The organism is Actinoplanes sp. URMC 104, from assembly GCF_051386375.1.
Taxonomy (GTDB): domain Bacteria; phylum Actinomycetota; class Actinomycetes; order Mycobacteriales; family Micromonosporaceae; genus Actinoplanes.
In genome coordinates this window covers 796,018-822,794 of record NZ_JBPQTO010000011.1, presented here as the reverse complement: position 1 = coordinate 822,794, position 26,777 = coordinate 796,018, and the positions used below count along the sequence as shown (strand labels likewise).

The 26,777-nt window shown below is 72.9% G+C and carries 25 protein-coding genes; 13 read left to right on the top strand and 12 right to left on the bottom strand.

Translation table 11 applies throughout. The annotated features are described in order from the left end of the window. Window positions 1–18: 18 nt before the first annotated feature. The 6 genes from ACSNN8_RS29675 (at window position 19) to ACSNN8_RS29650 (ending at window position 10,589) form a co-directional block, all read left to right on the top strand. Window positions 19–849, top strand: coding sequence for a phytanoyl-CoA dioxygenase family protein (locus ACSNN8_RS29675; protein ID WP_436653179.1), 831 nt, complete (start codon window positions 19–21; stop codon window positions 847–849). Between the two features lie 132 nt (window positions 850–981). Beyond that, the gene (locus ACSNN8_RS29670; RefSeq protein WP_436653177.1) at window positions 982–5,061 is read left to right on the top strand and encodes a SpoIIE family protein phosphatase; all 4,080 of its coding nucleotides are present in this window, start codon (window positions 982–984) and stop codon (window positions 5,059–5,061) included. Next, complete coding sequence (locus ACSNN8_RS29665) at window positions 5,058–5,357, top strand: STAS domain-containing protein (protein ID WP_436653175.1); 300 nt, start codon at window positions 5,058–5,060, stop codon at window positions 5,355–5,357. The genes ACSNN8_RS29670 and ACSNN8_RS29665 overlap by 4 nt, the downstream gene beginning before the upstream one ends. 66 nt (window positions 5,358–5,423) lie before the next feature. After that, window positions 5,424–6,683 carry a vanadium-dependent haloperoxidase gene (locus ACSNN8_RS29660; protein ID WP_436653174.1) on the top strand — a complete coding sequence of 420 codons (1,260 nt, stop codon included), beginning with the start codon at window positions 5,424–5,426 and terminating at the stop codon, window positions 6,681–6,683. Window positions 6,684–6,894: 211 nt separating this feature from the next. Beyond that, window positions 6,895–9,324, top strand: a complete 2,430-nt coding sequence (locus tag ACSNN8_RS29655; RefSeq protein ID WP_436653173.1) for a penicillin-binding protein — start codon at window positions 6,895–6,897, stop codon at window positions 9,322–9,324. After that, window positions 9,321–10,589 (top strand): diacylglycerol/lipid kinase family protein, encoded by a 1,269-nt coding sequence (locus ACSNN8_RS29650; protein WP_436653171.1) that lies wholly within the window; start codon window positions 9,321–9,323, stop codon window positions 10,587–10,589. The genes ACSNN8_RS29655 and ACSNN8_RS29650 overlap by 4 nt, the downstream gene beginning before the upstream one ends. Here the strand turns inward: ACSNN8_RS29650 and ACSNN8_RS29645 are convergent. Both ACSNN8_RS29645 and ACSNN8_RS29640 read right to left on the bottom strand, forming a co-directional pair. Continuing rightward, entirely contained in the window at window positions 10,557–11,336 is a 780-nt protein-coding gene (locus ACSNN8_RS29645; RefSeq protein WP_436653170.1) for a metallophosphoesterase family protein, read from the bottom strand. The genes ACSNN8_RS29650 and ACSNN8_RS29645 overlap by 33 nt on opposite strands. A gap of 50 nt (window positions 11,337–11,386) precedes the next feature. Beyond that, entirely contained in the window at window positions 11,387–12,010 is a 624-nt protein-coding gene (locus ACSNN8_RS29640; protein ID WP_436653168.1) for a DUF4839 domain-containing protein, read from the bottom strand. 97 nt (window positions 12,011–12,107) lie between these two features. Here ACSNN8_RS29640 and ACSNN8_RS29635 point away from each other — a divergent pair, with 97 nt between their 5' ends. Beyond that, on the top strand, window positions 12,108–12,503 hold the full coding sequence (locus ACSNN8_RS29635; protein WP_436653166.1) for a VOC family protein: 396 nt from the start codon (window positions 12,108–12,110) through the stop codon (window positions 12,501–12,503). Window positions 12,504–12,786: 283 nt separating this feature from the next. Beyond that, window positions 12,787–13,980, top strand: a complete 1,194-nt coding sequence (locus tag ACSNN8_RS29630; RefSeq protein ID WP_436653165.1) for a PP2C family protein-serine/threonine phosphatase — start codon at window positions 12,787–12,789, stop codon at window positions 13,978–13,980. Here ACSNN8_RS29630 and ACSNN8_RS29625 read toward each other — a convergent pair. Both ACSNN8_RS29625 and ACSNN8_RS29620 read right to left on the bottom strand, forming a co-directional pair. Then, entirely contained in the window at window positions 13,977–14,348 is a 372-nt protein-coding gene (locus tag ACSNN8_RS29625) for an ATP-binding protein (RefSeq protein ID WP_436653163.1), read from the bottom strand. The two genes, ACSNN8_RS29630 and ACSNN8_RS29625, sit on opposite strands and share 4 nt — an antisense overlap. Window positions 14,349–14,437: 89 nt before the next feature. After that, window positions 14,438–15,565 carry a cellulose binding domain-containing protein gene (locus ACSNN8_RS29620; protein WP_436653162.1) on the bottom strand — a complete coding sequence of 376 codons (1,128 nt, stop codon included), beginning with the start codon at window positions 15,563–15,565 and terminating at the stop codon, window positions 14,438–14,440. A gap of 214 nt (window positions 15,566–15,779) precedes the next feature. Here ACSNN8_RS29620 and ACSNN8_RS29615 point away from each other — a divergent pair, with 214 nt between their 5' ends. Continuing rightward, the gene (locus ACSNN8_RS29615; RefSeq protein WP_436653160.1) at window positions 15,780–16,433 is read left to right on the top strand and encodes a DUF3159 domain-containing protein; all 654 of its coding nucleotides are present in this window, start codon (window positions 15,780–15,782) and stop codon (window positions 16,431–16,433) included. Between the two features lie 75 nt (window positions 16,434–16,508). Further along, window positions 16,509–16,682: a CsbD family protein gene (locus ACSNN8_RS29610; protein ID WP_436653158.1), complete on the top strand. Its 174-nt coding sequence runs from the start codon at window positions 16,509–16,511 to the stop codon at window positions 16,680–16,682. A 58-nt stretch (window positions 16,683–16,740) separates the two neighbouring features. On the opposite strand, the gene ACSNN8_RS29605 is transcribed toward ACSNN8_RS29610, so the two are convergent. Continuing rightward, a complete protein-coding gene (locus ACSNN8_RS29605; RefSeq protein WP_436653156.1) occupies window positions 16,741–17,166 on the bottom strand; it encodes a PPOX class F420-dependent oxidoreductase in 426 nt (141 codons plus the stop codon). 186 nt (window positions 17,167–17,352) lie between these two features. Between ACSNN8_RS29605 and ACSNN8_RS29600 the strand changes: the two genes are divergently transcribed. Further along, complete coding sequence (locus ACSNN8_RS29600) at window positions 17,353–17,931, top strand: DUF3455 domain-containing protein (RefSeq protein WP_436653155.1); 579 nt, start codon at window positions 17,353–17,355, stop codon at window positions 17,929–17,931. A 79-nt stretch (window positions 17,932–18,010) separates the two neighbouring features. Then, a complete protein-coding gene (locus ACSNN8_RS29595) occupies window positions 18,011–18,478 on the top strand; it encodes a hypothetical protein (protein WP_436653154.1) in 468 nt (155 codons plus the stop codon). Here the strand turns inward: ACSNN8_RS29595 and ACSNN8_RS29590 are convergent, their stop codons facing one another. The 4 genes from ACSNN8_RS29590 to nhaA are packed head-to-tail and all read right to left on the bottom strand — an operon-like array spanning window position 18,479 to window position 22,971. Beyond that, the gene (locus tag ACSNN8_RS29590; RefSeq protein WP_436653153.1) at window positions 18,479–19,369 is read right to left on the bottom strand and encodes a carbohydrate ABC transporter permease; all 891 of its coding nucleotides are present in this window, start codon (window positions 19,367–19,369) and stop codon (window positions 18,479–18,481) included. It lies immediately after the preceding gene. A 3-nt stretch (window positions 19,370–19,372) separates the two neighbouring features. After that, on the bottom strand, window positions 19,373–20,266 hold the full coding sequence (locus tag ACSNN8_RS29585) for a carbohydrate ABC transporter permease (RefSeq protein ID WP_436653151.1): 894 nt from the start codon (window positions 20,264–20,266) through the stop codon (window positions 19,373–19,375). Then, on the bottom strand, window positions 20,263–21,591 hold the full coding sequence (locus tag ACSNN8_RS29580; RefSeq protein ID WP_436653150.1) for an ABC transporter substrate-binding protein: 1,329 nt from the start codon (window positions 21,589–21,591) through the stop codon (window positions 20,263–20,265). Before ACSNN8_RS29580 ends, ACSNN8_RS29585 begins: the two co-directional genes overlap by 4 nt. A 54-nt stretch (window positions 21,592–21,645) precedes the next feature. Further along, window positions 21,646–22,971 carry a Na+/H+ antiporter NhaA gene (gene nhaA / locus ACSNN8_RS29575; protein WP_436653149.1) on the bottom strand — a complete coding sequence of 442 codons (1,326 nt, stop codon included), beginning with the start codon at window positions 22,969–22,971 and terminating at the stop codon, window positions 21,646–21,648. Between the two features lie 117 nt (window positions 22,972–23,088). Between nhaA and ACSNN8_RS29570 the strand changes: the two genes are divergently transcribed. Beyond that, window positions 23,089–24,015: a DUF389 domain-containing protein gene (locus tag ACSNN8_RS29570; protein ID WP_436653148.1), complete on the top strand. Its 927-nt coding sequence runs from the start codon at window positions 23,089–23,091 to the stop codon at window positions 24,013–24,015. On the opposite strand, the gene ACSNN8_RS29565 is transcribed toward ACSNN8_RS29570, so the two are convergent. The 3 genes from ACSNN8_RS29565 to ACSNN8_RS29555 are packed head-to-tail and all read right to left on the bottom strand — an operon-like array spanning window position 24,012 to window position 26,698. Continuing rightward, window positions 24,012–25,085, bottom strand: a complete 1,074-nt coding sequence (locus ACSNN8_RS29565) for a sensor histidine kinase (protein WP_436653147.1) — start codon at window positions 25,083–25,085, stop codon at window positions 24,012–24,014. The genes ACSNN8_RS29570 and ACSNN8_RS29565 overlap by 4 nt on opposite strands. After that, window positions 25,082–26,158 carry a sensor histidine kinase gene (locus tag ACSNN8_RS29560; protein WP_436653145.1) on the bottom strand — a complete coding sequence of 359 codons (1,077 nt, stop codon included), beginning with the start codon at window positions 26,156–26,158 and terminating at the stop codon, window positions 25,082–25,084. Before ACSNN8_RS29560 ends, ACSNN8_RS29565 begins: the two co-directional genes overlap by 4 nt. 18 nt (window positions 26,159–26,176) lie before the next feature. After that, complete coding sequence (locus ACSNN8_RS29555; protein ID WP_436653144.1) at window positions 26,177–26,698, bottom strand: hypothetical protein; 522 nt, start codon at window positions 26,696–26,698, stop codon at window positions 26,177–26,179. Window positions 26,699–26,777 lie beyond the last annotated feature (79 nt).

Genomic DNA, 26,777 nt, shown 5'->3' with positions numbered 1-26,777 from the left:
ACGTTGCAACATGAAGGTATGACGACTTTCGCGTACGACACCGAGGTTGGCGCCCGGGCCCGCGAGGCCATCTACACCGACGGCATCACCGCCCTCAAGGGCGCGTTCAGCGTCGAGTTCGCGGACGCCATGCGCGAGGACATCGAGAAGGCGTTCGAGGAGGCCCAGTCCCGTCCGGGCGGCTCCGTCGGCCGCGGCCCGAAGCGGTACTACGTCGAGATCCACCCCGAGCAGCTGCGCGGCTTCGTCGAGCTGGTCACCCACCCGTGGGTCGTCGCCGTCTGCACCGCCGTGCTCGGCCCGCAGTACGAGATCGTCGAGCTCGGCTTCGACATCCCGTTCGCCGGAGCGGTCAACCAGCCCTGGCACCGCGACTTCCCGATGCCCGAGGTCACCCGCACCGAGCGCCGGCTCAACTCGCTGGCCTTCAACCTGACCGCCGTCGACACCGACGAGGACATGGGCCCCTTCGAGATCGCCCCCGGCACCCAGTGGGACGACAGCCCCGAGTTCGGCCACGACATGTTCCCGCCCAAGCCGCACTACCCCCGCTACGAGGAGCGCGCGGTCCGCAAGTACCCCAAGCGCGGTGACATCTCCGCCCGCTCGGCGCTGACCATTCACCGCGGCACGCGCAACGAGTCGCAGAAGTCGCGCCCCGTGCTGGTGCTCGGCGTGGACGCGCCCGACGCCACCAACGGCGACAAGCACGCCATGGCGGTCACCCGCGAGTACTGGGAGTCGCTGCCGCAGCTCGTGCGCGACCACCTGCACTGCCCGGTCGTCGACAAGCTGACCCCGATCACCCAGAAGCACACCATCGAGGGCCTGGTCATGGGCGAGGCCTGAGCACGAAGATCTTTGCAGCTTTAACGATTCGCTCCCTGGGTATTGGGCCACCCGACCGCCAGGACGCTCCGGCGGTCCGGGTTGCGTATCCTCCATCGCGAGGCGCGCAGGGAGCGGGGGAGAGCACGCGGGATGGGCGGCGAGGAGACGGCCACCGGCGCGGACGTGTTCGCCGGTGGCAGCGACGTCGGGCGGGACCTCGCCGCGGTGGCCTGGGGCGAGACGCCGCTGGGCGCGCCCGAGGGGTGGCCGCAGAGCCTGCGTACCGCGGTCAGCATCCTGCTGTCCTCGCGTTTCCCCATGTGGATGGCGTGGGGCCCGCGGCTGACGTTCTTCTGCAACGACGCCTACCGCCGCGACACGCTGCGCAACAAGTACCCGTGGGCGCTCGGGCGGCCGGCCGGCGAGGTGTGGGCCGAGATCTGGCCCGACATCGGACCGCGCATCGAGACCGTGCTCGCCACCGGCGAGGCCACCTGGGACGAGGCGCTGCTGCTGTTCCTCGAGCGCTCCGGCTACCCCGAGGAGACGTACCACACCTTCTCCTACAGCCCGCTGCGCGACGACGACGGCGCGCTGGTCGGCATGCTGTGCGTGGTCAGCGAGGAGACCCAGCGGGTCATCGGCGAGCGGCGGATGGCGACGCTGCGCGACCTCGGCTCCGACCCCAGCGTGGTGCGCACCGAGGAGCAGACGCTCTCGTTCTCGGCGGCGCAGCTGGGCCGCAACGGGCGCGACCTGCCGTTCACGCTGACCTACCTGTTCGAGCCCGGGGGCGTACGGCTGGCCGCAGCCACCGGCATCACCGCCGACCACCCCGCGGCCCGCCCGGGCAGGTGGCCCGTCGAGGACGCCGCGCGGGGCGAGTCCGTGGTCGTCGCGCTCGACGGCGGGCTGCCCACCGGCGACTGGAGCGAACCGCCCGTCGAGGCCCTGCTCGTGCCGCTGCTGCAGCAGGGCGGCACGCCGTACGGGTTCATGGTGGCCGGCCTCAACCGCTACCGCACCCTCGACGACGGCTACCGCGGCTTCATCGAGCTGGCCGCCGGGCACGTCGCCGCCGGCATCGCGAGCGCCCGCAGCTACGAGGCGCAGCAGCGGCGCGCCGAGGAGCTGGCCGAGCTCGACCGGGCCAAGACCGCGTTCTTCTCCAACATCAGCCACGAGTTCCGCACCCCGCTGACGCTGATCATGGGGCCGGTCGAGGACCTGCGCACCCGGCCCGACGTCGGCCGCGACGAGATCCGCGCCGAGCTCGACGTGATCCACCGCAACGCCCTGCGGCTGGGCAAGCTGGTCAACGCGCTGCTCGACTTCTCGCGTATCGAGGCCGGCCGGATGCAGGCCCGCTACGAGCCGGTCGACCTGTCCAACGCCACGACCGAGCTGGCCAGCGTGTTCCGCTCGGCCTTCGAACGGGCCGGGCTGGCGCTCGAGGTGGACTGCCCGCCGCTGGCCGAGCCGGTGTACCTCGACCGCGGCATGTGGGAGAAGGTCGTCCTCAACCTGCTCAGCAACGCGCTGAAGTTCACCTTCGGCGGGGGCGTGCGGGTCTCGGTGCGGGCGGACCGCGACGCGGCCGTGGTGACCGTGGCCGACACCGGCATCGGGGTGCCCGCCGAGGAGATGCCGCGGCTGTTCGAGCGCTTCCACCGCATCGAGAACGCCCGCTCGCGCTCCAACGAGGGCAGCGGCATCGGGCTGGCGCTGGTCAAGGAGCTGGTCGAGCTGCACGGCGGCACGATCTCGGCGGAGAGCGCGGTGGGCCGGGGGACGACCTTCACCGTACGGCTGCCGTTCGGCACGCGGCACCTGCCGGCCGACGCCGTGACCGCCCCGAGCAGCACCGCCGCGGTCACCTCGGGCGCCGACCCGTACGTGCAGGAGGCCCTGCGCTGGCTGCCCGGCACCCCCGAGGCGGCGCCCGAGACGGCGCCGGCGGCCCTGGCGCCGGCCACCGTGCTGGTCGCCGACGACAACGCCGACATGCGCGACTACCTGACCCGGCTGCTGCGCTCGGCCGGCCACCGCGTGCAGGCCGTGCCCGACGGGCAGGCGGCGCTCGAGGCGGCCCGGCGGCGCAACCCCGACCTGATCGTCAGCGACGTCATGATGCCGCGCCTCGACGGCCTGCAGCTGGTGGCGGCCCTGCGCGCCGATCCGCGCACGGCCGGCACGCCGGTGCTGCTGCTCTCGGCGCGCGCCGGGCAGGAGGCCTCGATCGAGGGCCTCGAGTCGGGCGCCGACGACTACCTGGTCAAGCCGTTCTCGTCGGCCGAGCTGCTCGCCCGCGTGCGGGCCAACGTGGAGCTGGCCCGGTTGCGCAACCACCACGCCCGGTGGCGCACGGCGCTGATCGACTCGCTGCAGGAGGCGTTCTTCGTCTGCGACGCCGACGGCGCCGTCATCGAGATCAACTCGACGTTCACCGACATCCTCGGGTACGGCCCCGAGGGTCTGCCGTACGCCCCGGTGCACCCGTGGTGGCCCGAACAGGCCGACGACCCCGAGGGCTTCCAGCTCGTGGCCGACGCGTTCGCGCTGCTCATCGAGCGCAGCCGGGGCACGTACACGATCCCCGTCCGGCACCGCGACGGGCACCGGTTGTGGGTCGCGGCGTCGTTCAACCAGGTCGAGGACCCGGACACCGGCCGCCGCGTCATCGTCGGCACGTTCCGCGACGTCACCGCCGAGCACTACGCCGTGCAGCGCGAGAGCGCCCTCGCGGTCCTGAGCGTGCGGCTGTCCGAGGCGGAGAGCGTGCCCGGCGCCCTGGACAGCGTGCTGCCCGACCTGCGCGAGCTGTGGCAGGCCACGCACGTCTGCGCGGCCGTCTTCGGCGCCTCCGGCACACCCGCGCTGACCACCACCGAGCCCGGGGAACGCTGGGAGAACCTGTCCGAGCAGCGCCGCGCGGCGCTGCTCGCCCTGCGCGACCGGCCGCTGCTCACCCCGGTCGCCGAGCAGCCCGGCGACGCCGGCATCGCCCTCGAGCACCCCGGCGGCACCATGGTCCTGCGGGTCGAGCTGCGCGAGAACCGGCCGTTCACCGAGCAGGACCGGACCCTGCTCGCCCTGCTCGCCGGCCACCTCGGCCAGGGCCTGCACCGCATTCACCAGATCGACCAGCAGCGCGAGACGGCGCTGGCGCTGCAGCGGGCCATCCTCGGCCCGGCGCAGCTGCCCAACGGCTTCGCCGTCCGCTACGAGCCGGCGACCCGCCCGCTCAAGGTGGGCGGCGACTGGTACGACACCGTCCGGCTGGCCGACGGGCGCATCGGGATCGTCGTCGGCGACTGCGTCGGGCACGGCCTCGAGGCGGCCACCGTGATGGGGCAGCTGCGCAGCGCCTGCCGCGCCCTGCTGCTGCAGAACACCGACCCCGCGCAGACGCTGACCGCGCTCGACCGCTTCGCCGTCCAGCTCGCGGGCGCCATGTGCGCGACCGTCTTCTGCGGCGTGCTCGACCCGGCGAGCGGCGAGCTGACGTACGCCAGCGCCGGTCACCCGCCCGCGATCGTGACCCACGCCGACGGCACCACCGTCCTGCTCGACCAGGGCCGCTCCCGGCCCCTGGGCGTACGGTCGGCGGGCGAGCGGCCCGAGGCGCACTACACCGTCCCGGTGCGCGCCACCCTGCTGCTCTACACCGACGGGCTGGTCGAACGCCGCCGGCAGCCGCTGACCGCGGGCATCGGCAAGGTCGCCGCCGCGGTGCAGGAGGGCCGGTCCACCGCGCTGGAGGAGCTCGCGTCGCTCGTGATGGACAGCATGGCGCCCGAGGCGGGCTACGACGACGACGTGGCGCTGCTGCTCTACCGGCACCCCGGGCCGCTCGAGCTGGACTTCCCGGCCGACGCCACCCGGCTGGCCACGGTGCGCTCGACGCTGCGCGGCTGGCTCGCCCGCTGCGGCGTCGACGCCACCACCGCGCAGAACGTGCTGGTCGCGGCCGGCGAGGCCTGCGCGAACGCCATCGAGCACGGCCACCGGCACCTGCCCGGCGGCCTGATCCGCCTGCGGGCCGCCGCCACCGCCGACGACCTGCTCCTGACCATCACCGACAGCGGCCGCTGGAAGGCGCCGCGGCCGGCCGAGAACCCGCACCGCGGGCGCGGGTTCACCCTGATGCGGGCGCTCGTGTCGGAGGTCACCGTGACGACCGGTGCCGCCGGAACGACCGTCGGCCTGCTTGCGAGGATTGCCGAATGAGCACTCCGCTGACCCTCACGCCCGGACGCCGATCCGACGGCGCCGTCGTGCTCACCGCCGTCGGCGAGATCGACATGAGCAACGCCGCCACCTTCTCGACCGCGCTCACCGGCGCCGGCCGGGACGCCGAGGGCGCCGGCTTCGTCGTCGACCTCACCGGCGTGCAGTACATCGACAGCGCCGGGCTGGCCGCGCTGTTCCCGCACGTCGACCAGCTGCGGCTGGTCTCCAACGACCTGATCGCGCCCGTGCTGACGATCGCGGGTCTCGACGACATCACCACCGTCCGGTCGTAGATCTGCCACTTGCTCCGGCCGTACGGGGGAAGCGCCGCTCCACCGCAGGGGTGAAGCGTCGTGGTCATGACTGCTCTCGGGCGCCGCGCCGCCGCTGCCGCAACCGCTGTCAGCCTGGTGCCGGTGCTCGCCGGGACCGCGCAGGCAGCACCCGTCGAGACCGCGTCGGTCATCTCCGACTGGAACGCCGTCGCCACCACGACCCTGCAGGGCGACCCCGGCAAGGTCCCCACCGAGAGCTTCCTCTACCTGGGCTTCGTCCACGCCGCGATGTACGACGCCGTGGTCGGCGTGCACCCCCGCTACGCGCCCTACCGCCGGCACGGTGACGCCCCGCGCGGCGCGTCGGCCACCGCCGCCGCGGCTGCGGCCGGTCACAAGATCCTGGAGACCTATTCCCCGTACGCGAAGCAGGCCCTCGACGCCTCCCTGAAGGACTCGCTGGCCGACGTGCCCGACGGCGCGGCCAAGAACGCCGGGGTCTCGTACGGTGTCCGCGTCGCGCGCGACCTCATCGCCCAGCGCGCCTCCGACGGCCGCAACGCGAACGTGCAGTACACCCGGACGCCCGCGCCCGGCGTGTGGCGGCCCACCCCGCCCGCCGGCCTGCCGATGGCCGTCCCGTGGCTCGGCGGTGTCACGCCGCTGCTGGCCCGCAGCGCCGCCCAGTTCGACCCGCCCGAGCCGCCGGCCCTGACCTCCAGGCGCTACACCCGCGACTTCGCCGAGGTGAAGGCGCTGGGCTCGGCCACCTCCACGGCCCGCACCCCCGGCCAGACGGCCACCGCGCTGTTCTACTCCGGCAACGGCGTCGTCCAGGTCAACGCCGCCCTGCGCGCCCAGGCCGCCGCCCGCAACCTCGACATCGTCGACTCGGCCCGCCTCTTCGCCGCCGCCGACATGACCGTGGCCGACGCCGTCATCGCCACCTGGCGTTCCAAGCTGCGCTACGCCTACTGGCGCCCGGTCACCGCCATCCGCGAGGCCGGCACCGACGGCAACCCCGCCACGAGACCCGATCCGGCGTGGACGCCGCTGCTGGCCACGCCCAACTATCCCGACTACGTGGGCGGCTACAACGCCGTGATCGCCGCCTTCTCCCGCGCGCTCGAACGCATCCTCGGCCCCCGGCTCGACCTCACCCTGACCTCCACGGCCGTGCCCGGCGCCACCCGCCACTACCACAGCGGAGCCGTCCTGCGCGCCGACGTCGTCGACGCCCGCATCTGGCTGGGCATCCACTTCCGTACGGCGGACACCGCCGCCCGCACCCTGGGCGTAGACCTGGCCGACTGGGCGACGCGCCGCTACTTCCGTCGCCTGTAGCCGGGGCTCCGTCCTGGCCCCCGCCCCGACGTGAATGCCGCGAAACGGCAATGACGGGGGGACGGACAGGGCGTCCGATCGGGAGGGTGGCAGGCGTACGTCCGGGGGTTCGGTCTTGACGGTGCGGGCGGATTCGGGTTGCACTGCCTCTTGACACGACGAGGTGGAATTGACGGCGCTCGCTTCCGTCGACGCGCGGGATGGTGGTTCGGTGGGATCCTGGGTTCGCAGGGGCGATCACAACATCTTCTTCAACGTGTTCACGCTGCTGCTCTGCGGCGCGGTGGCGGGCGTCGTGGTGGCCGCGGCGGCGTTCCCGGTGGCGGCGATGTCGGGGCTCACGGCGAAGGCGGGCGGGGACGCGTTCGCGAGCCTGCCCAGCGAGCTCAAGGCCTTCAGCGCGCCGGAGATCACGCGGGTGTACGCGTCGGACAACAAGACGCTGCTCGCGCAGTTCTACGACGAGTTCCGCAGCGACGTACCGCTCAAGGACATCTCCAAGCCCATGCGCGACGCGATGGTCGCGGCCGAGGACCGGGACTTCTACAAGCACAACGGCGTCGACCTCAAGGGCGTCGCCCGGGCCGTGGTCAACAACAGCGGCAAGTCGGACGCCAAGCAGGGCGCCTCGACGATCACCATGCAGTGGGTGCGGATGTCGCTGGCCTACTCGGCGACCAGCCCGCAGGAGGTCGTCGACGCCACCGAGGACACCAACAAGCGCAAGATCACCGAGATCAAGTACGCGATGCAGGTGGAGAAGAAGAACTCGAAGGAGCAGATCCTCGAGCGCTATCTGAACATGGCGCCGTTCGGCAAGCAGACGTACGGCATCTACGCCGCCAGCAAGGTGTACTTCAACAAGCGGCCCAAGGACCTCACGATCGGCCAGGCCGCGATGCTCGCCGCGATCGTGCGGGCCCCGTCGTTCTACGACCCCACCACCAAGACCGGCTACGACGAGATCCGCCAGCGCCGCAACGCGTACGTGATCCCCGGCATGGTGGAGATGGGAGCGATCACGCAGGCGCAGGCCGAGAAGGCGAAGAAGGAGCCCATCCCGCGCAAGGTGCAGCAGATCGGCAACGGCTGCGTGTCGGTCTCGAACAACACCTGGGGCTTCTTCTGCGACTACTTCTACCGCTGGTGGATGGACCGGCCCGAGTTCGGCGCCACCACGTTCGACCGTGAGCGCCGGCTCAAGAGCGGCGGCTACCGGATCCGTACGACCATCGACCTGAAGGCGACGGCCGACGCCCGTGAGCGGGTCGCCGACCTGATCAAGGAGAAGAACAAGAACGCGCTGCTGCTGTCCGGGGTGGAGCCCGGCACCGGCAAGGTCAGGTTCCTGGTGACCAACCGCAAGTACAAGCTCGACAACTCCAGGAACCCGCTCTCCTCGGACCCGGCGAAGCGGCGCCAGGGGGTCAAGGCGTCCTATCCGAACACGGTCAACCCGCTGCTCACCGGCGGCGGCGACATCACCGGCTACCAGGCCGGCTCGGTCATGAAGATCTTCACGCTGATCGCGGCGCTGGAGAAGGGCTACCCGCTGCAGTACACGATCAAGGCGGAGAAGTTCTACCGGTCGGGCTACATCATCGAGCGCAGCAACGACTCCGCCTGCCCGGGCACGCACTTCTGGTGCCCGCAGAACTCCGGTGGCGGCGGCGAGGGCGTCTACAACATGTGGACCGGGTTCGGCCGGTCGATCAACACGTACTTCGTGCCGCTCGAGGAACGCGTCGGCGCCGAGAACGTGGTGGGGGTCGCCAAGCGGTTCGGCATCAAGTTCCGCGACCCGGAGGACGCCAAGCTGGCGGCGCCCGGCTCGGCGCAGCAGTGGGGCGCGTTCACGCTGGGCGTCTCGGCGACCACGCCGCTGGACATGGCCAACGCGTACGCCACCCTGGCTGCCGACGGCATGTACTGCGACCCGACCCCGATCGAGCAGATCACCACCCGCGACAACGAGAAGCTCGACATCGGCAAGCCGCACTGCGAGCGGGCGACCTCGGTGGACGTGGCCCGCGCGGCGCTCGACGCGGCGCGGTGCCCGGTGGGCGACCGGTCCCGGCTGGGCAGCTGCGGCGGCGCCACCGCCCGGCAGGTGCGCGGCGTGGTCGGCCACCCCGTGTTCGGCAAGACCGGCACCACCGACAAGGACCGCACGGCCTCGCTGATCGCGGGCACGACCTCGCTGGTCGTGGCCGGCTACCTGGTCAACCCCGACTACCAGGCGCACCGGGACCGGCTGCGGCACGACCAGGTCAACCCCGCCGTGTACCGGACCCTCGCCGACTACATGGAGGGCAGGCCGGAGGTCCAGTTCAAACGGCCGGAGAACCGCAAGCTGGTGTACGGCGACCAGCGGCGCATCCCGAACGTGGAGTGCGACTCGCTCAGCCGCGCGCGCAACCGGCTCGAGAACGCGGGCTTCTTCGTCGTGGTCAGCACGCAGGAGGTCGACTCCACCTGTCCCGCGGGCACCGCGGCGGGCACCGAGCCGAGCCGGCGTACGGTCAAGAACGGCGTCGTGGTCATCCAGGTGAGCAACGGCCGCACCGCCCAGCCGCCGCCGACCGGGCCCGCCACGCCCGGCCTGCCCTCGGTTCCGGGCCTGCCGAGCCCGCCACGGTGACGACCCCGGCGCCGGCCACCGGTCAGCGCGGCGCCGCCGTCGTGGCGCTCGCGGCGCCGGTGCTGGCCGTCGCCGCCGCCCTCGAGACCACCGTGCTGCACTTCGACAGCATGGTCGTGTTCCTGGTGTCCGCGACGCTGGTCACCGCGGCGGTCTGGTACGCGCTGACCCGCCGCGGCCCGCTGCGGTGGCTCGCCGTGCTGGCCGCCGCGCTCGGCGCCCTCGCCGTGGTGATGCTGAGCCTGTCGCTGTTCCTCATGCAGGCCGCCATGCTCACGGTGTTCGCGGTGGCCGGCCGGTACGCGCTGGGCCCGGACGGCGGCGCGCTGGTCACCGGCGCCCGCCCGGCCCCGGCCGCCCGGGAGCCGGTGCTGTTCATCAACCCCAGGTCGGGCGACGGCGCCGCCGAACGCGCCGGGCTGGCCGCCGCGGCCGCCGCGCGCGGCATCAGGACGGTCACGCTGCGGCCGGGCGACGACCTGGCGGAGCTGGCGGAGCAGGCCGCACGCGACGGCGCGGACGTGCTCGGCATGGCCGGCGGGGACGGGTCGCAGGCGCTGGTGGCGGCCACGGCGAACCGGCACGGGGTGGCGTACGTCTGCGTCCCGGCCGGAACCCGCAACCACTTCGCGCTGGACCTGGGCCTCGACCGGGACGACGTGACGGCCGCGCTCGACGCGTTCACCGACGGCGTCGAGCGGGTGGTCGACCTCGGCTCGGTCAACGGCCGGGTGTTCGTCAACAACGCCTCGCTGGGCGTGTACGCCGAGGTGGTGCAGGACAAGGGCTACCGCAAGGCGAAGATCCGCACCTGGGGCCGGCTGCTGCCGGACCTGCTCGGCCCCGGCGCACGGGCGCTCGACCTGGAGTTCGACGGCGCCGACGGCCGCCGCCACACCGGCGTCACCCTCGTGCTCGTCTCCAACAACCCGTACGACCTGTCCCGCGCCGGGCGGGCCGGCGGCCGTCCCCGCCTCGACACGGGCCGGCTGGGCGTCGTCGCGGCCCGCGGCGCGCGGCCGGTGGGGGAGTGGACGACCCGCGAGTTCGAGGTGCGCTCGGCGGCAGACGTGCCGGTCGGGCTGGACGGCGAGGCGCTGCTGCTGACCCCGCCGCTGCGCTTCGCCTCGCTGCCGGGAGCGCTCCGCGTGCGGGTTCCGCGGACGGTTCGTCCGAGCCGCCGCGGCGCCGCGCTCACCCGCAGCGACCTCAGCGCGCTGGTGCGCATCGCCTCAGGGCTGCCGCCGCTGCCAACCCCCGGCTGACCGGCGCCACTCGGTGGCGTCGCCGGGCACGAAGCCGCCACCGTCCCAGTGCCGCACGCTCAGCCGCAGCCCGTCGCCGTCGAGGTCGAGCACGGTGTACGACTGGCTCTCCCCGGCGCGCAGCCGCCGCGAGCACGCCGTCCCGCTCATCACCCCGATCACCCGCCCCGGCAGCTCCGCCTGCGCCGCCACGTGGTCGTGCCCGCACAGGATCACGTCGACGCCCGCCTCCGCCGCCGCCCGCAGCGCACGCTCGTGCCCGTGCACCAGCGTCTCCTGCGGCCGCTGCGCCGAGCGGAACACCGGATGGTGCAGCATCAGCACCTTGAGCCGCGCCCTCGGTCCGAACGCGGTGCCGATCCGCGCGAGCTGCGCGTCGTCGACCAGACCCCCCTTCCAGAGGTACGGCCGGGCCGTGCTCAGCCCGAGCAGCAGCAACCCGTCGTCGCGCACCACCGGCTCCGGCTCCCGGTCGATCACGTCCCGATAGGCCCGCAACGCCCCGAACGCCCGCCGCGGCCGATCCAGCGGCAGGTCGTGGTTGCCCGGCACACACGTCCAGGGCCGCCCGGTCGACTCCAGCAGCGCCCGGGCCGCCCGGAACTGCTCGCCGCGCGCCCGCATCGTGAGGTCCCCGCTGACCAGGATCCGATCCGGCCCGACCGCGACCAGGTCGGCCCGCAGCCCCGCCACCACCGCCGCGTCCTCCGCCCCCATGTGCAGGTCGGTGACGTGGGCCAGACGCATGCCCCGAGCGTAGCCTCGCCGCCGTCGAGGGCCGCTCCGCAGCGTCGCGCCTACCGGACCGCCGTCGAGACCGGGTCGAGGAGAAAGACGCACTGCACCGGGTCGAACTCGCCCACCTTGGCGACGAAGCGGAACTTGTCACCTTCCCCCACGGCGGCGGGGATGCCCGCACCGGTCAGGTTCAGATCGAGGATCCCGACGTCCTCGTACTTGAACGCCGGCCCGGCCGTCGTCTCCGGTCCCTTGTCGTCCGGGCCCAGCAGCAGATCGAAGCGAGTGTCGTAGTCACCGTGCGCGGCCATGTCCACGATCGAGCCGTCGAAGGTGATCGTCTGGCCCGCGTGCCTGGTCGCGAACTTTTCGTTCGCATCGTCGCAGCTGTCGGCCCTGAGCAGCGCCGCGAACTCGGGATTGTTAAGAGCCGTGATGACCTTGACGGCAGCCGGCTTCGCCGTGGTGGGGATCGGCGTCGCGGACGGCTTGTCGGCCGGGGCGGCCGTTGTCCTGGCCGGCTCGTTGGTCTTGCCTCCGTTGCTGAACGCGGCGCCGATGCTGATGACGACGGCCACGATCACGAGGACGGCGGCCGCCGTGCCGATCAGGAGCCACGGCAGCGGCTTTTTCGGCTGACGGAAGGTGAGGGTCGAACGCAGCGTGCCCGCGGACTGTTCCACGAGCCCCCAGCCCGCGACCGGCAGGGCATCAGTAGTGACCGAGCCGGGTCGGCTCGTGGCGCCCGCGCGATCCCGGCGGGTCTGAGAGCATGCAGCGATGACCTCCTACGTGTCGCACACCACCGTGGACTGCGCCGACGCCTATGGGCTGTCGCGGTGGTGGCAAGCCGTTCTGGACTACAGCGAGGACCCGGACGACCCCAACGAGCCGGGGCACGAGGAATGCCTGATCCGGTCGGCCGACGGGCGGCACCGGCTGCTGTTCGTCGAGGTTCCGGAGCCCAAGCGGGGCAAGAACAGGATTCATTTCGATCTGCGTCCGGCCGAGGGCACGCGCGACGAGGAGCTGGCGAGGCTGACCGGGCTCGGCGCGACCGTCGTGGACGATCTCCGCAACCCGGACGGCACGGGCTGGGTCGTGCTGGCCGATCCGGAGGGCAACGAGTTCTGCATCCTGCGGAGCGAGGGAGAGCTCGCGAACCGGCGGTCGTGACGGCGACCGGCGAACAGCGAGCGGCCGGGTGGGCGGCCGGGCGGGCGTACCTCGGACGGGTGGTTAGGCGGGGTCGCCGAGCGCGAGCAACACCGGGGCGGAGCGGCGCGCCGGGCGGGTCGGCGGGCGGTTGCCCGGCGACCTGGCACCGGGGCGGGCGAGATCGACGGCGGGAAACACCCACCGGCGGCCACGAGGAGGCGGCGGCCTCCGGACGGCCGAGGCCGTCTGCCAGGTGTCGCCCTGCAGCGGTGACCCCGGACCGGCCAGTAAGTTGTCGGGTGTGACCCAGGACGAGCGGCTGAGCCGGATGGAGGCCGTCACCGACGCGACGCTGTCCCGGCTCGACGCCTCCGACCTGCTCGACGAGCTGCTCGACCGGGTCCGCGACCTGCTCGGGGCCGACACGGCCGCGATCCTGCTGCTCGACGAGCACGCGGGGCAGCTGGTGGCGACCGCGGCCAAGGGGCTGGAGGACGAGGTGCGCCGGGGGTTCCGCGTCGCGGTCGGCCGGGGGTTCGCCGGGCGGGTCGCGATGACGCGGCGCCCGGTGATGCTCACCGACGTGGGCCCGGGCGACGTGGTGAACCCGATCCTGCTCGCCAAGGGCGTACGGTCGCTGCTCGGGGTTCCGGTCTTCGCCGCCGGCGACCTGGTCGGCGTGCTGCACGTCGGCCGTCTGACCCCGGGCCCGTTCACCGCCGACGACGTGCACCTGCTGCAGCTGGCCGCCGACCGGGCCGGGGTGGCCGGGGCGATCCGCTCGCGGCGCCTGGACCAGTCCGCCGCGCTGGCCGTGCAGCGCAGCCTGCTGCCCGAGCGGCTGCCCACCATCCCGGGCGTCGACCTGGCCGCCCGCTACATCCCGGGCCACGACTTCGGCATCGGCGGCGACTGGTACGACGTGTTCCACCTCGACGGCGGCCGCCTGGGCATCGTCATCGGCGACGTGTCCGGCCACGGTCTGGCCTCCGCGGTGGTGATGGGCCGCATCCGCAGCGCGCTGCGGGCGTACGCCCTGATCGCCGACGACCCGGCCGAGGTGCTCACGCTGCTCGACCGCAAGGTCCGCCACTTCGAGGCCGGGAACCTCACCACCGCGCTGTACGCGATCGTCGCGCCCGACCGTTCCTCGATCCGCATCTCGTCGGCGGGTCACCTGCCGCCGCTGCTCGCGCGGCCCGGCGAGCCCGCGGCCGCGATCGACCTGCCGCGCGACCCGCCGCTGGGCATCGGGACCCACCACCTCGGGCGGCACGCGACCACCGTGGCGCTGCCGCCGAGCTCGGTGCTGGTCTGCTACACCGACGGCCTGGTGGAACGCCGCGACGAGGTGATCGACGTCGGCATCGACCGGCTGAGCGGCCACGTCCGCCCGGAGCCCGCCGAGGCCGTGTGCAACGGCATCATGCTCGACCTGGAGGCGGGCCCGCGCACCGACGACGTCGCGCTGCTGGTGCTGCGCCGGGAGCACTAGACCGTACGCGGAACCTCGGCCCACACCACCTTGCCGGGCGGGGCGGGACGGCTGCCCCACGCGCGGCTCATCGCGGCGACCAGCAGCAGGCCCCGCCCGCCGATCCGGCGCGCGTCCGGCCGCTGCGGGTCGGGCAGGTGCTTGCTCTCGTCGAACACCTCGATCAGCACCGAGTCGGGCCCGCATCTGCAGGCCAGCTCGCCGCCGTCGTCGGTGTGCTGCAGGACGTTGCCGACCAGCTCGCTGATCACGATCATCGAGTCGGCGGCGAGCTCGGGTTCCTGCCACTGGGTCAGCGCGGCCTCGGCGGCGTGCCGCAGGGCCGTGATGTCGGCGCTGTGGGAGAACGGCAGCCGCACCTGATCCATGTCAGGCCTTCTACCCAGCCGCGTTGGATCTACGCAACCCGGCGGGTCCGCCGCTCCCAGGTTCCCCCGGGAGCGGCCTTCCGCAAGCCTCAGCTGTAGGTCAGCGAGAAGCTGTTGGTCGTGAAGGTCGACCGCCCGGCGGTGCCGGAGATCTCGAACCCGAACTGCAGCTCGCCGACCGTCACGTCACCCCACCAGCCGTTCGTGCGCAGCCAGTCCATGATCGCCAGCAGGTCGATCGTGCCGGAGCTGGTGTTGGTGCGGATGAACGAGAACACCGCGTTGGCGCCGTTGGAGCCGCGGTAGACGTTCCACGTGTGCCCGCCGACGGACAGGTTGCGCACGTTGGGCACGGCCCCGTTGGCGTCGTACGACTCGGCGATCGGGCCCACCGCGCCGTGCTGGTTGGTCCAGATCATGACCTCGTACGCGTGGTTGTTCGCCCAGATGTCGTACGTGGTGGAGTAGTCGCCGTCCGCGGGCACCGAGACGTTGAACGAGCTGGTCACCGAGGACAGCGAGCTGAGCGTGCGGTTCAGCGTCCGGCCCGTGTTGGGGTACGACTTCACGCCGCTGGTGCGCGGGTGGTCGGCGACCACGCCCCAGTTCGTGCCGCTGCGCGCCCAGATCGTCTGCGAGCCGGCGCCCGAGCCCCAGATGTTGTTGTAGAGCGTGTAGCCGTTGTTCGTCCACGACGCCCACTGCCCCGAGTCGACCCAGGCGGCGTCGCCCGGGACGCCGCCGGTGCTGGGCGGCGGGGTTGTGGTCGGGCTCGTGGGGGGCGTCGTCGAGGGGGAGGTCGGGGTGACCCCGCCGGTGCAGGCCGTGCCGTTGAGCGTGAACGAGGCCGGGTTGCTGGTGGCGCCGGTGGCCGAGCCGTTGAAGCCGAACGACGCCGTGCCGTTGGTGGCGAGCGAGCCGTTCCAGCTGACGTTGCGGGCGGTGACCGTCGACCCGCTCTGGGTCAGGTTCGCGTTCCAGGCCTGGGTGACGGTCTGCCCGTTGGCGTACGTCCAGACCAGGGTCCACGAGCTGAGCGGGTCGCCCAGGTTGGTGATGGTCACGTTGGCCCCGAAGCCGCCCGGCCACTGGCTGCTGACCGCGTACGCGACCCGGCAGCCCGCGGCCGCCGACGCCGGCGGGGCGGTGAGGACGGCCGCCCCGGAGCTGACGACCGCCGCGGCGGTCAGGGAGAGCGCGAGAGTGCGTCTGCGCATGGTCTTCCTTCGGTCGGAATGCCGTCGAAGCGCTTCGACGGTGGCGTCGGCGCTTCGAAGGACATCGATGGATGGTGTTGGCGCGATGGTAGAACCCGACACCCCGGTCGGCAACCGGCGGCGGGCGCAACCGCCCGCGCCGAGACACCCTCCACCTGGAGTGAGTCCGAGCCCCGGCTGCGGTTAGGCTTTCCTAACTCTCGAGGGGGTGGGGATGACGCAGCCGGAGTCGCTGTCCACGCTGCTGAACGGGCGGCGCGCCGCGATCGACGCCACCCTGCCGGCGGCCGGGTTCGTGGCCGGCTGGCTGGCCGGTGGCCGGTCGATCTGGGCCGGCGCCGGCGTCGCGGTCGCGTGCGCGGTCGTCGTCTCGCTCTGGCGGCTGCGCCACGGCGACAAGCCGCGCGCGGTGCTGATCGGCCTGCTCGGCGTCTGCGTGGCGGCGCTGATCGCGCTGCGCACCGGCCGCGCCGAGGACTTCTTCCTGCTGCAGCTGCTGAGCAACGCCGCGAGCGCGCTGGCCTGGGCGGTCAGCATCGTGATCCGGTGGCCGCTGCTGGGCGTGGTGGTCGGGGGAGTGCTCGGGCAGCGGTTCCGGTGGCGGCGCGATCCCGCCCTGCTGCGCTCCTACTGCCTGGCGAGCTGGGTGTGGGTGCTGCAGTACGTCGTACGGCTGGCCGTCTTCCTGCCCCTCTACGCCGCGGGGCAGGTCGTCGCGCTCGGCGTGGCCCGCGTCGCGCTGACGTGGCCGCTGGTCGCCGCCTGCCTGGCCGTGAGCTGGTGGGTCATCCGCCGCACGCTGCCCGCGGACCACCCGGGCCTGCGCCACCCGGTGATGCCGGACGCCGCCGGGCGCCTGCGGCCGTGACCCGGCGCCGCGGGATTGCGGTTCGCGGCGGATGGGTATCTGCACCGACGTAGGCACGACGATGTGGAGGCTGCCATGGCATTCGACGACAAGGTCGACAACAAGGCGCAGGAGCTCGGCGGCAAGGTCAAGGAGGGCGTGGGCCGCGCCACCGACGACGAGCGTCTGGAGGCCGAGGGCCGCGCCGACCAGAGCAGCTCGAAGCTCAAGCAGGCCGTGGAGAACGTCAAGGACGCCTTCAAGTCCTGACCCCACGACGGACGGCCCGCGGCACCTGGCGCCGCGGGCCGTCTTCTCTCCCCGCGGGTCAGCGCAGGGCCTGCCCGTACACGTGCTCGACCTTGAGCACCATCAGCACGCGCCCGTCGGAGACCATGGCCGAGCGGTACTCCTGCCAGTCGGGGTGCTCGCCGGCGGCCCGGCGGTAGTAGTCGACCAGCGCGTCGACCTCGGGGGAGTCCGGATCGGCGCCCGGCCCGATGAGCTCGACGGCGCCCTCGGCGGTCGCCCACGCCCACCCGTCCGCGCGGGTGACCTCCAGCGCGGCCCGCGGGTCGCGGCGCAGATTGGCGGTCTTGGCCCGGCTGCTGGTGAGCGACACGTAGATGCGCTCGGCGTCGCGGTCGTAGAAGGGAGTGACGGGGGAGAGCTGCGGCATGCCGTTCGCCCTGATCGTCGCCAGCACGCCGAGGCGGCTCTCGGCGAGCAGCGCCCGCGGATCGAAGTCAGTCATCCGATCATTGTCGCCGACCGCCCGCGGATCCCGGCTGTTTCGATCCGCTTCGAGGCAGGGTCGTCCGTTCGGACCATCCACGAAGGACGAACGGGTCGCATTGACGAGGGTCCACATCCCTACCCGTCGGTAGTCCGTGTCCAGCGTCGACGGGGCGACGCTCACGCCCCCTGACGAGGAGACCTCATGCTCAACACGAAGCGTTCCCGGGTCCGCGCCGCCGCCGGGGTGGGGATGGCGGCCGTGGTGGCCGCCGCCGGCGCCGTGACCTACAACGCCTCAGCCGCCGAGCAGGCCCCGATCGCGCCGGCCGCCGTCGGGCCCGACGCCCGCGCGGTGTCGATCCCGGGCATCCCCGCCGCGATCAAGCCGCCCGCGGGCGCCAAGCCGATCGGGGCGTACGTCGTCGCCAGCGGCACCCAGACCTACACCTGCACCGGCGGCGTCTTCACCGGCGCGTCGGTCCCCGAGGCCCAGCTGATCGGCACCGGCGGCCGCGTGCACCACTTCAAGGGCCCGAGCTGGCAGTCGACCCGCGACGGCTCGCTGGTCACTGCCACCAAGAAGGCCGAGAGCCCCCGCGCCGGCACGATCCCCGAGCTGCTGCTCGAGGTGAACTCGCGCACCGGCACCGGCGTGCTGAGCAAGGCCACCTACATCAGCCGCCTGCTCACCTCCGGCGGCACCGCCCCGGCCGGCGCCTGCACCGACGGCGCTACCAAGGCCGTCAAGTACGGCGCGGTCTACGTCTTCTGGACCAACTGACCTCCGCCCCGCGGACGCCGGCCTCCCTGCGCCGGCGTCCCGCGGCGCGCCTACAAGATCATCGTCTACGATCGCGCAGGTGAAACCGGCCGACGATCCTCGCCTGCACGCGGTGTACTGCCCGCGGTCCCGTCCCGCCACCGGCCGGCGGCTGGACATGTTCCCCGACTACGGCGCCTTCCCGGTGTGGTCCTGGCGGATGCTGCCCGCGCGCGGCGGCCATCCGGCCCGCGAGGTGCACGGCGGCATGAGCCCGCGCAGCCTGGGCATCAGCGACGAGCTCGCCGCCGCGCTCGACGAGTGGTCGCGCTGGCAGGACCGGCATCAGCAGGGCCCCGACCTGTGGTCCATCCAGAACGCGCCCCGGGCCACCGACGAGGAGTGGGCCGAGTGGAAGAGCCGCGGGGCGCAGCTGGCGAAACAGCTGGCCGCCGAGTCCGGCGACCTGGTGGTCTACATGTGGCCGTGGGAGGGTTGCGATCCCTCCTGCCCGCACTGCGGCGAGGGCTGCACCCGTAACGGCCCCCCGGCCGCGGACGACGCCTGATCAGCCCTTGCGGGCCTGGGTGGCCACCCCCTCGACGAAGTAGCGCTGGCACAGGAAGAACGCCACGATCATCGGCACGGTGGTGAGGACGGCGCCGGCCAGCACGACCTCCCAGCGGGACTCGCCCGCCTGGCCGAACTGGTCGAGGATCGCCTTCATGCCGCGCGGCATCGTGAACAGCTGCGGGTCGCGCAGGTAGATCAGCGGCTTGAGCAGGTCGGACCAGCTCGCCCGCAGCTCGAACACGAAGGCGACGATCAGCGCGGGCCGGCACAGCGGCATCGCGATGCGCCAGAACAGCCGCCAGTACCCGGCGCCGTCGACCCGGGCCGCCTCGAACAGCTCGCGCGGCAGGCCGAGGAAGAACTGCCGGATCAGGAAGATGTAGAACGCGCTGCCGAACAGGTTGGTGGCCCACAGCGGCACCTGGGTCGCCGCCAGGCCGAGCTCGTTCCAGATCAGGTACGTCGGGATCATCGTGACCGCGCCGGGCAGCATCATCGTGCCCAGCACCATCGCGAACCAGAAATTGCGGCCGGGGAAGCGGAAGTACGCGAACCCGAAGGCGACGATCGCGCTGGAGATCGTGACCGCCGTGGCCGCGGCCAGCGCCACCACGACGCTGTTGACCAGCCAGGTCAGCACGGGCGCGGCCGACCAGATGGTGGCGTAGTTGCCGGGCGCCCAGTGGCGCGGGATCAGCGCGTTGTCGAAGACCTCCGGACGCGGCTTGAGCGACGCGCTCACCAGCCACGCGAACGGGTAGGTGAAGATCACGGCGGCGACGGACAGGACGGTCCACAACACCCAGCGGTGCCGGCGCGCCGGGCGCCGCGCCGACGACGGCGAAGGGGTGGGCGCGGCTACCTGCGGCGCCTCGACAGCGGTCATGGCTCACTCGCTCTCGTAGTAGACGAACCGCCGGCTCAGCCGGATCTGCACCAGCGTGACGACCAGGATGATCAGGAACAGCAGCCAGGCGAGCGCCGACGCGTACCCCATGTGCAGGAACTGGAAGGCCTGCTGGAACAGGTAGATCACGTAGAACAGCGCCGCGTCGTTGCCGTACGTCTGCTGGTTCGCGCTGCCGAAGAACGCGGTGTAGACCTCGTCGAAGGTCTGCAGCGCCGCGATCGTGTTGATGATCAGCGTGAAGAACAGCGCGCCGCTGATCATGGGCACGGTGACGGTCCGGAACCGCGCCCACGCCGAGGCGCCGTCCATCTCGGCCGCCTCGTACAGGTCGCGCGGCACGTTCTGCAGGGCCGCCAGATAGATGATGACCGTGCTGCCCAGGCTCCACGCGCCCATCAGCACCAGGCCGGGCTTGATCCACGGGCCGTCCGTGGTCCAGTTCGGCCCGTCGATCCCGACCCGGCCCAGCACCTCGTTGATCATGCCGACCTGCCCGTTGAACAGCAGCAGGAACAGCACGCCGACCGCGACCTTCGGCGTGATCGTGGGCAGGTAGAAGACCGTACGGAAGAAGCCGGCCGACCGTCGCCCGGCGCGCACCAGCAGCTGGGCGAGCGCGAGCGCCACCACCATCGTCAGCGGCACGTGCAGCACCGTGTAGAACAGCGTGTTGGCCAGGCTCGTGCGCACCTTGGGGTCGGCGAGCAGCTCGCGGTAGTTGTCGCCGCCGACGAACGCGGTGCTGGTCAGCACGTCGTAGTCGGTGAACGACAGCACCAGGCTGGCCACCATGGGGCCGCCCATGAACACGACGAATCCGATCACCCAGGGCGACAGGAACCCGTACGCCGCCAGGGTCTCCCGCTTGATCATGTGCCGCTGTTGGCCTTGTCGAGCGCGGCCTGCGCCTGCTGCTGCGCCTGGGCCAGCGCCTGCGCGGGCTGCTGCCTGCCCTCGAGCACCCGGTTCACCGCGTCCTGCCAGGCGGCCTTGAACTCCTCGCCCGCCGCGAGCGCGGGTTCAGCGAAACCGCTTTCCTGCGTGCGCAGGACGGTCTGCACGGCCGGGCTCGGTTTCACGACGTCCCGGAAGATGACCTCGTCCGCCTTCTTGTTGCCCGTGAACACGCCCGTGAACGGCTTGCCGGCCGCCTGCCGTGCGGCGGCCCGCGCCTTCGCGGCGGCCACCCACGACTCGCTGTCGGTCATCACCTTGATCCACTTGCACGCCTGCTTCGCGTGCGCGCTGCCGGCGGGGATGGCCCAGGCGTTGCCGGTGATCCAGTCGACCGGCCGGGAGTCGCGGCCGGTGAACGGCGCGACCGTCAGCTTCACGGCGGGCGAGTTGTCGGCCAGCACGTTGAGGTAGAAGTCCTCCATCGGGAACGCGCCGAGCTGATTGCTCGCGAACTGGTTCTTGGCGCCGAAGAAGTCGAACGAGTCCCGGAACGACTTGAACCGGGCCCAGCCGCCCTGCGCGTTCACCAGCCCGACCGTGAACTCGAGGGCCTCGACGACCTTGGGGTCGGTCAGCTTGGCGGTCCGGCCGTCGTCGCTGACCAGCGCGGCGCCGTTGGCCCGCGCCCACAGCGGCAGGAACTCCGGGATCTTCGGGTCGAAGCCGATCCGCTGGATGCGGCCGCCGCCGACCTTGGCGAGCTTCGCGGTGTCGGACTTCAGCCTCGTCCAGTCGGAGGTGGTGAAGCGGGCCGGGTCGAGCCCCGCGTCCGCGAACGCCGCATTGCTGATCATCAACACGCGGTTGTTGTAGAACTCCGGCAGCCCGTACAGCTTGCCGTTGAGGGTGGCCTCCTTGACGGCGGCCTCGCGGAAGTGGCTCAGATCGATCTTCTGGTCGGCCACGCAGTCGTCCAGCGGCACGAGCGCCTTCTTGGCGGCGTACGTGCCGAGCAGCCGGCGCTCCATGTAGACCAGGTCGGGCGGGCTCTTGGCCGCCACCGCCGACAGGAACTGCTGGGCGCTGAAGCTGCCCTCCGCCGCCTTGGCCGTGCTCGGCGCGATCGCCTTGTTGGCCAGGTCGAACCGCGTCTTGGCGATGTCGTCGCCGGTGCCGAAGCCCATCATGCTCAGCGTCGCGGCGGCCTCGCCGTCCTGATCGGCCGAGCCCACTCCGCCGCAGCCGGCCGCCAGTGCCAGCACCATCGCGGCCCCGGCCGCGCGCGTCGATCGGTTGAACATCGTTGTTCTCCCAGGTGAGGTGGTACCCCTGGGTGCAACATAGGTCGGCGTCGATCAGCTCGCATCTCGGGACGCCGGGTCGCCCGGCGCGGCGTCCCGCTGATAGACGTCGGGGATGCCGTCGGCGTCCGCGTCGAGGCTCTCCTCGGCGCAGAGGCGGCGGTAGTGCCGGTCGCGGATGCGCAGCACCACGGTCGCCAGCAGCGCCGCGATCAGCGAACCCAGCAGGATGCCGAGCTTGGCGTGCTCGTCGCGGGGGCTGCCGGCGCCGAACGCGAGCTCGCCGATCAGCAGCGACACGGTGAAGCCGACGCCGCCCAGCAGGCCCAGCCCGAGCACGTCCCACCAGCTGAGCCCCTCGGCCAGCCGGGCCCGGGTGAACCGCTGCACCAGCCAGGTCGCGCCCGTGATCCCGGCGACCTTGCCGGCCACCAGAGCGGCGACGACCCCGATCGTCACGGCGTCGCGCAGGCTCGCCCCGAGGCCGCCCGACAGCGTCACCCCGGCCGAGAAGAACGCGAACACCGGAACGGCGAAGCCGGCGGACAGCGGCCGCCACCGGTGCTCGAAGTGCTCGGCCAGGCCCGGGCCCGGCCCCTGCGCGCGACGGACGACCGGCACGGTGAACGCGAGCAGCACGCCCGCGACGGTCGCGTGGACGCCCGACGCGTGCACCAGCCCCCAGGCGAGTGCGGCCGGCGGCAGCAGAAGCCACCAGGAGCGCACCCGGCGCTGCACGAGCAGGCCGAACAGGGCCAGCGGCGCCAGGGCCAGCAGCAGCGGCACGGGATGCAGGCTCTCGGTGTAGAACACCGCGATGATCGTGATGGCGAGCAGGTCGTCGACCACTGCGAGCGTGAGCAGGAACGTCCGCATCGCCGACGGCAGGCTGGTGCTGATGACCCCGAGCACGGCCAGCGCGAAGGCGATGTCGGTGGCGGTCGGGATCGCCCAGCCGCGCGGCGCGCCGTCGCCGGCCGCGACGTTCACCAGCACGTAGATCAGCGCCGGCGCCGCCATACCCCCCACCGCGGCGGCCACCGGCAGGGCGGCGCGCCTCGGGTCGCGCAGGTCGCCGGCGACGAACTCGCGTTTGAGCTCGAGGCCCGCCACGAAGAAGAAGATCGCCAGCAGCCCGTCGGCCGCCCACGCCCCCAGCGTCAGGTCGAGGTGCCACGCGGCCGGGCCGACGGTCCAGCCGGCGAGGTCGCGATAGGCGTCCGACCAGGGGGAGTTGGCCCAGACCAGCGCGAGCACCGCCGCGCCGAGCAGCAGCAGGCCGCCGGTGGTCTCCGCGCGCAGGATCTCGGCGATGCGGCTGGCCTCGGGCCACGAGCCGCGGCCGAACAGCGGCGAGGCGGTCTTGCGCGGGTCGGTCACGGAACACTCCAGGGCACGGCGAAGGACGTCGCCGACCAGTCTTCCCGGCACACCGCGACCAACACTACGCGACGACCGGTCCTAGACTCACCGTGACATTGATCTTAAGGGGCGGACATGCTGCACGTACGGGTCATCGCGCCCGACCGGCTCACCGAGCCGGCGCTCGAGGCGCTGACCGGCGAGGACGCCGTCACGCACCTGGTGCTGCTGCGCGGGGCGGCGCACGCGCCCAGCGGCGACGTGATCGAGTTCGACGTCGTCCGCGAGGGCGCCGACCCGGTCTTCGACCGGCTGCGCGCGCTGGGGCTCGACAGCGACGGCGCCATCGTCGTCGAACGCGTCGACGCGACCCTGTCCGCCTCCGCCGAGCGCGCCGAGCGGCGGGTGCCCGGCCTCGGCGTCGACGCGGTCGTCTGGCACGAGATCGAGCACCAGACCGGCGAGGAGACCGCGCTGTCGGCCTCGTTCCTGGCGTTCATGACCGTCGCCACGATCATCGCGGCGATCGGCGTGCTGCTGGACCAGCCGATCCTCATCGTCGGCTCGATGGTGGTCGGCCCGGAGTTCGGCCCGCTCGCCGCCCTGTGCGTCGGGCTCGTGCAGCGCAAGCCGAGGCTGGCCGGCCGCTCGCTGCTGGCGCTGGGCGTCGGCTTCCCGGTCGGCATGGTGATCACCGTGGGCGCGGTGTGGCTGATGACCGCCGCCGATCTGGTGAACAAGTCGATGCTGCTCGGCGAGCGGCCGCTGACCGACTTCATCTGGCGGCCCGACGCGCTGTCGTGGATCGTCGGCTTCCTCGGCGGCGTCGCCGGCATCCTGTCGCTGACCTCCGCCAAGGCCGGCACGCTGGTCGGCGTGCTGATCTCGGTGACCACCGTGCCCGCGGCGGCCAACGCCGCGGTCGCGCTGGCCTACGGCGTCCGCGACGAGGCGGTCGGCTCCGCCGTGCAGCTGCTCATCAACGTGGCCTCGATCGTGATCGCCGGGGTGCTCACGCTGCTGGTCCAGCAGCTCGTCTGGCGCCGGGCGCGCCGGGGCTAGCCGGGCAGCCACGCCTCGGTGCGCCATCCGCCGGCCGCGGTCGCGCCGGACTGCAGCCGGCCGCCCTGCTGCTGCACCCGTTCCCGCAGCCCGGTCAGCCCGCGCCCGGTGCCGCCCAGATCCAGGCGCTCCAGCCGGGACGCGTCGTTGTCCACCCGTACGCGCAAGGACCGTCCGGCCCCGGCGACCACCACCCGCACCGGTGCGCCCGGGGCGTGACGCAGCGCGTTGGTCAGGCTCTCCTGGACGACCCGGAACGCCAGGTGCGCGACCGGCGCGGGCACCCCGTCGCGGTCGCCCTCGAAGCGGCATGACACGTCCAGCCCGCTGCGCGCCGCGCGGGTCACGACCTCCTCGATCAGCGACAGGTCGGGCCCGCCCACCTCGGTGCCGCCGAGCAGGTCCACCAGCCGCTGCAGGTCGGCACGCCCCTGCCGGCCCGACTCCGCGATCGCGCCGAACGCCTCGCGGGCCAGCTCGGGATCGCGGTCGACCAGCCGCTGCCCGGCCGCCGCCTGGATGATCATCACGCTGATCGCGTGCCCGACGATGTCGTGCAGCTCCGCGGCGATCCGGGCGCGCTCGTGCCGCAGTGCCAGGTCGGCGAACAGCTCCCGCTCCTCCTCCAGCTCGCGCCCGCGCTCGGCGAGCTCGTCGGCGGTCTCCCGCCGCAGGCGCAGCACGGTGCCCGCCAGGAAGGCCGGCACGGAGAACATGGCCAGCGCCACGAGGCTGTCGTGCACGAGCAGCCACAGACCCACGACGTACGCCACCAGGCCCGCGCCGGCGACCCAGGCGGCCCGGCCCGTCCAGGCGAGGGCCGCGACGCCCGCCAGCAGCGCCATGAGCACCAGCGCCGCGTCGGGCAGGTAGCCGTCCCGGGTGCCCGCGGCCAGCCACAGCGCGCCGCCCGCCACCGCGACCGCCCGCGGGTGCTCGCGCCACCACAGCAGCGTGCATCCGCTCGCCAGCACCAGCCAGGTCAGCGTGCTCCACCCGCCGTGCACGGCCGTGGGCAGCGCGACGACGACCAGCAGCAGCGCCGCGATCCCGGCCCGTTCCCAGGTCATCCCGGCACCGGCAGCTGCGCCACCACGTGCGCCCGGCCGCGCGTCACCTTCACGTCGACCGAGCCGCCCAGCAGCCGGGCGCGTTCCCGGACGCGGGTGACCGCCGCACGGACCTCGGCGCCGCGCCCCACCGAGCCGTTCACCCGGATCTCGAGGGCGTCGTCGCAGAACCGCACCGCCACCTCCAGCCCGCCGAGCGCCTCTACCAGGTACTCGACGATCCGGTACGCCGACAGCTCCACCGTGGCCGGCAGCGCCCGCGGGTCGCCGCTGACCGTGAGCCGCGAGCGCGGCGACTCGGTGCGCGCCAGCAGCGCCTCCAGGTGCGCCACGGTCGGCGCCGGTGTCAGGTCGACCTCGCCGCTGCGCAGGAGCCCGACGAGCTCGCGCATGTCGTCCATGGTCTGCCGGCCGCCCGTCTCGATCCGCGCGAGCAGCTCCTTGGCCTGGGCCGGTGGCAGCCCGTCCGCCGACTCCGCGGCCCGGGTCAGCTCGCCGAGGCGCTCCTGCAGCAGCCCGTCGAGCCGGCCCGACAGCCGCGCCCGGTCGTCGGCGACCATCAGCGCCGCCCGCTCGTCGCGCAGCCGGCGCAGCTCCTCGTCGCGGCTGCGCAGCCGGCGGTTGAGGGCGCTGCGCTGCCGGGCGGCCCGCCCCACACCGAACAGGAGGAACGTGACCGGCGCGGCCAGCACCATGGCCCCAGGCCCCGCGGAGCCGTCGACCACCAGGACGGCGAAGCAGAGCGCGACGGTGAGGGCCAGGGTGAGCAGGGCCTTCGTCCGCTCGTAGGTCAGCGCCCCCAGGAACACGAGCGTGAACGCCAGCGGCAGCCCCGCGCCGCAGCGGGTCACCCAGCCGAACAGCAGGTCGTGCACCACCATGACCGCCAGCGCGACCGCGGTCACCGCGAGAGTGCTGCGCCGCCACCACAGCACCGGAACCGTGGCGGCGGCGAACACCGGGATCATCCACACCGACCGGCCGTACGCGGCCGTGTCGAGCGCCATCAGCACCACGCCCATGGCGGTGAGGGCGCCCGCGATCAGCCAGTCGACGACCCGCACTCCCCGCATGGCCGGCCCCCTTCCGCGTCAGGCCGCAGCAACCGCGGCCGGCTGCTGCCTGCGCGCAACTCGATTCTGGACCGCGAGGCCGAGGCCGTAGAAGAGCGCGGCAGCCGGCAGCCCGATTTCCCAGCCGTGCGCCAGGCCGCCGGTCGACGAGTCCCGCACGAGCGTCACCAGCCCCAGCGCGACGACGCCGGCCAGACCGATCACCTGGTTGCGCGCGCCCGGCGCGTACCGGGCCACGGCGTACGCGAGAGCGGCGGCCAGCGGCAGCCCCGCGCCGCACCGGGTGAGCCAGCCGAACGCCAGCACGTGCACGCCCATGGCCGCCACGCTGACGCCCACCACGGCCAGCACGTGCCGCCGTCGCCACAGGATCGGCGCCATCGCCAGCAGGAACACCGGCAGGATCACCCACGACGTCGTCGATACGGGGTGCGCCAGCCCGCTGTCGTCCCCGGCCCTCATGTTCTCCACCATCAGCAGCGCGCCCAGCGCGGTCAGCGCCCCGGCCACCACATAGTCCACCGGACGGATTCCCCTCATCGCCCTGTCCCCTCTCGCATCCATGCCGACGACGGTAGGAATCCGGGCGGGTAGTCCTCGTCTGCCCGCGGGATGACAT

Excerpts from the sequence above, each read along its gene's own strand:
- ACSNN8_RS29675 (WP_436653179.1), top strand. The coding sequence starts at position 19 with ATGACGACTTTCGCGTACGACACCGAGGTTGGCGCCCGGGCCCGCGAG.
- ACSNN8_RS29670 (WP_436653177.1), top strand. The coding sequence starts at position 982 with ATGGGCGGCGAGGAGACGGCCACCGGCGCGGACGTGTTCGCCGGTGGC.
- ACSNN8_RS29665 (WP_436653175.1), top strand. The coding sequence starts at position 5,058 with ATGAGCACTCCGCTGACCCTCACGCCCGGACGCCGATCCGACGGCGCC.
- ACSNN8_RS29660 (WP_436653174.1), top strand. The coding sequence starts at position 5,424 with ATGACTGCTCTCGGGCGCCGCGCCGCCGCTGCCGCAACCGCTGTCAGC.
- ACSNN8_RS29645 (WP_436653170.1), bottom strand. The coding sequence starts at position 11,336 with ATGCGTCTGGCCCACGTCACCGACCTGCACATGGGGGCGGAGGACGCG.
- ACSNN8_RS29635 (WP_436653166.1), top strand. The coding sequence starts at position 12,108 with ATGACCTCCTACGTGTCGCACACCACCGTGGACTGCGCCGACGCCTAT.
- ACSNN8_RS29625 (WP_436653163.1), bottom strand. The coding sequence starts at position 14,348 with ATGGATCAGGTGCGGCTGCCGTTCTCCCACAGCGCCGACATCACGGCC.
- ACSNN8_RS29620 (WP_436653162.1), bottom strand. The coding sequence starts at position 15,565 with ATGCGCAGACGCACTCTCGCGCTCTCCCTGACCGCCGCGGCGGTCGTC.
- ACSNN8_RS29615 (WP_436653160.1), top strand. The coding sequence starts at position 15,780 with ATGACGCAGCCGGAGTCGCTGTCCACGCTGCTGAACGGGCGGCGCGCC.
- ACSNN8_RS29610 (WP_436653158.1), top strand. The coding sequence starts at position 16,509 with ATGGCATTCGACGACAAGGTCGACAACAAGGCGCAGGAGCTCGGCGGC.
- ACSNN8_RS29605 (WP_436653156.1), bottom strand. The coding sequence starts at position 17,166 with ATGACTGACTTCGATCCGCGGGCGCTGCTCGCCGAGAGCCGCCTCGGC.
- ACSNN8_RS29600 (WP_436653155.1), top strand. The coding sequence starts at position 17,353 with ATGCTCAACACGAAGCGTTCCCGGGTCCGCGCCGCCGCCGGGGTGGGG.
- ACSNN8_RS29590 (WP_436653153.1), bottom strand. The coding sequence starts at position 19,369 with ATGACCGCTGTCGAGGCGCCGCAGGTAGCCGCGCCCACCCCTTCGCCG.
- ACSNN8_RS29585 (WP_436653151.1), bottom strand. The coding sequence starts at position 20,266 with ATGATCAAGCGGGAGACCCTGGCGGCGTACGGGTTCCTGTCGCCCTGG.
- ACSNN8_RS29580 (WP_436653150.1), bottom strand. The coding sequence starts at position 21,591 with ATGTTCAACCGATCGACGCGCGCGGCCGGGGCCGCGATGGTGCTGGCA.
- ACSNN8_RS29570 (WP_436653148.1), top strand. The coding sequence starts at position 23,089 with ATGCTGCACGTACGGGTCATCGCGCCCGACCGGCTCACCGAGCCGGCG.
- ACSNN8_RS29565 (WP_436653147.1), bottom strand. The coding sequence starts at position 25,085 with ATGACCTGGGAACGGGCCGGGATCGCGGCGCTGCTGCTGGTCGTCGTC.
- ACSNN8_RS29560 (WP_436653145.1), bottom strand. The coding sequence starts at position 26,158 with ATGCGGGGAGTGCGGGTCGTCGACTGGCTGATCGCGGGCGCCCTCACC.
- ACSNN8_RS29555 (WP_436653144.1), bottom strand. The coding sequence starts at position 26,698 with ATGAGGGGAATCCGTCCGGTGGACTATGTGGTGGCCGGGGCGCTGACC.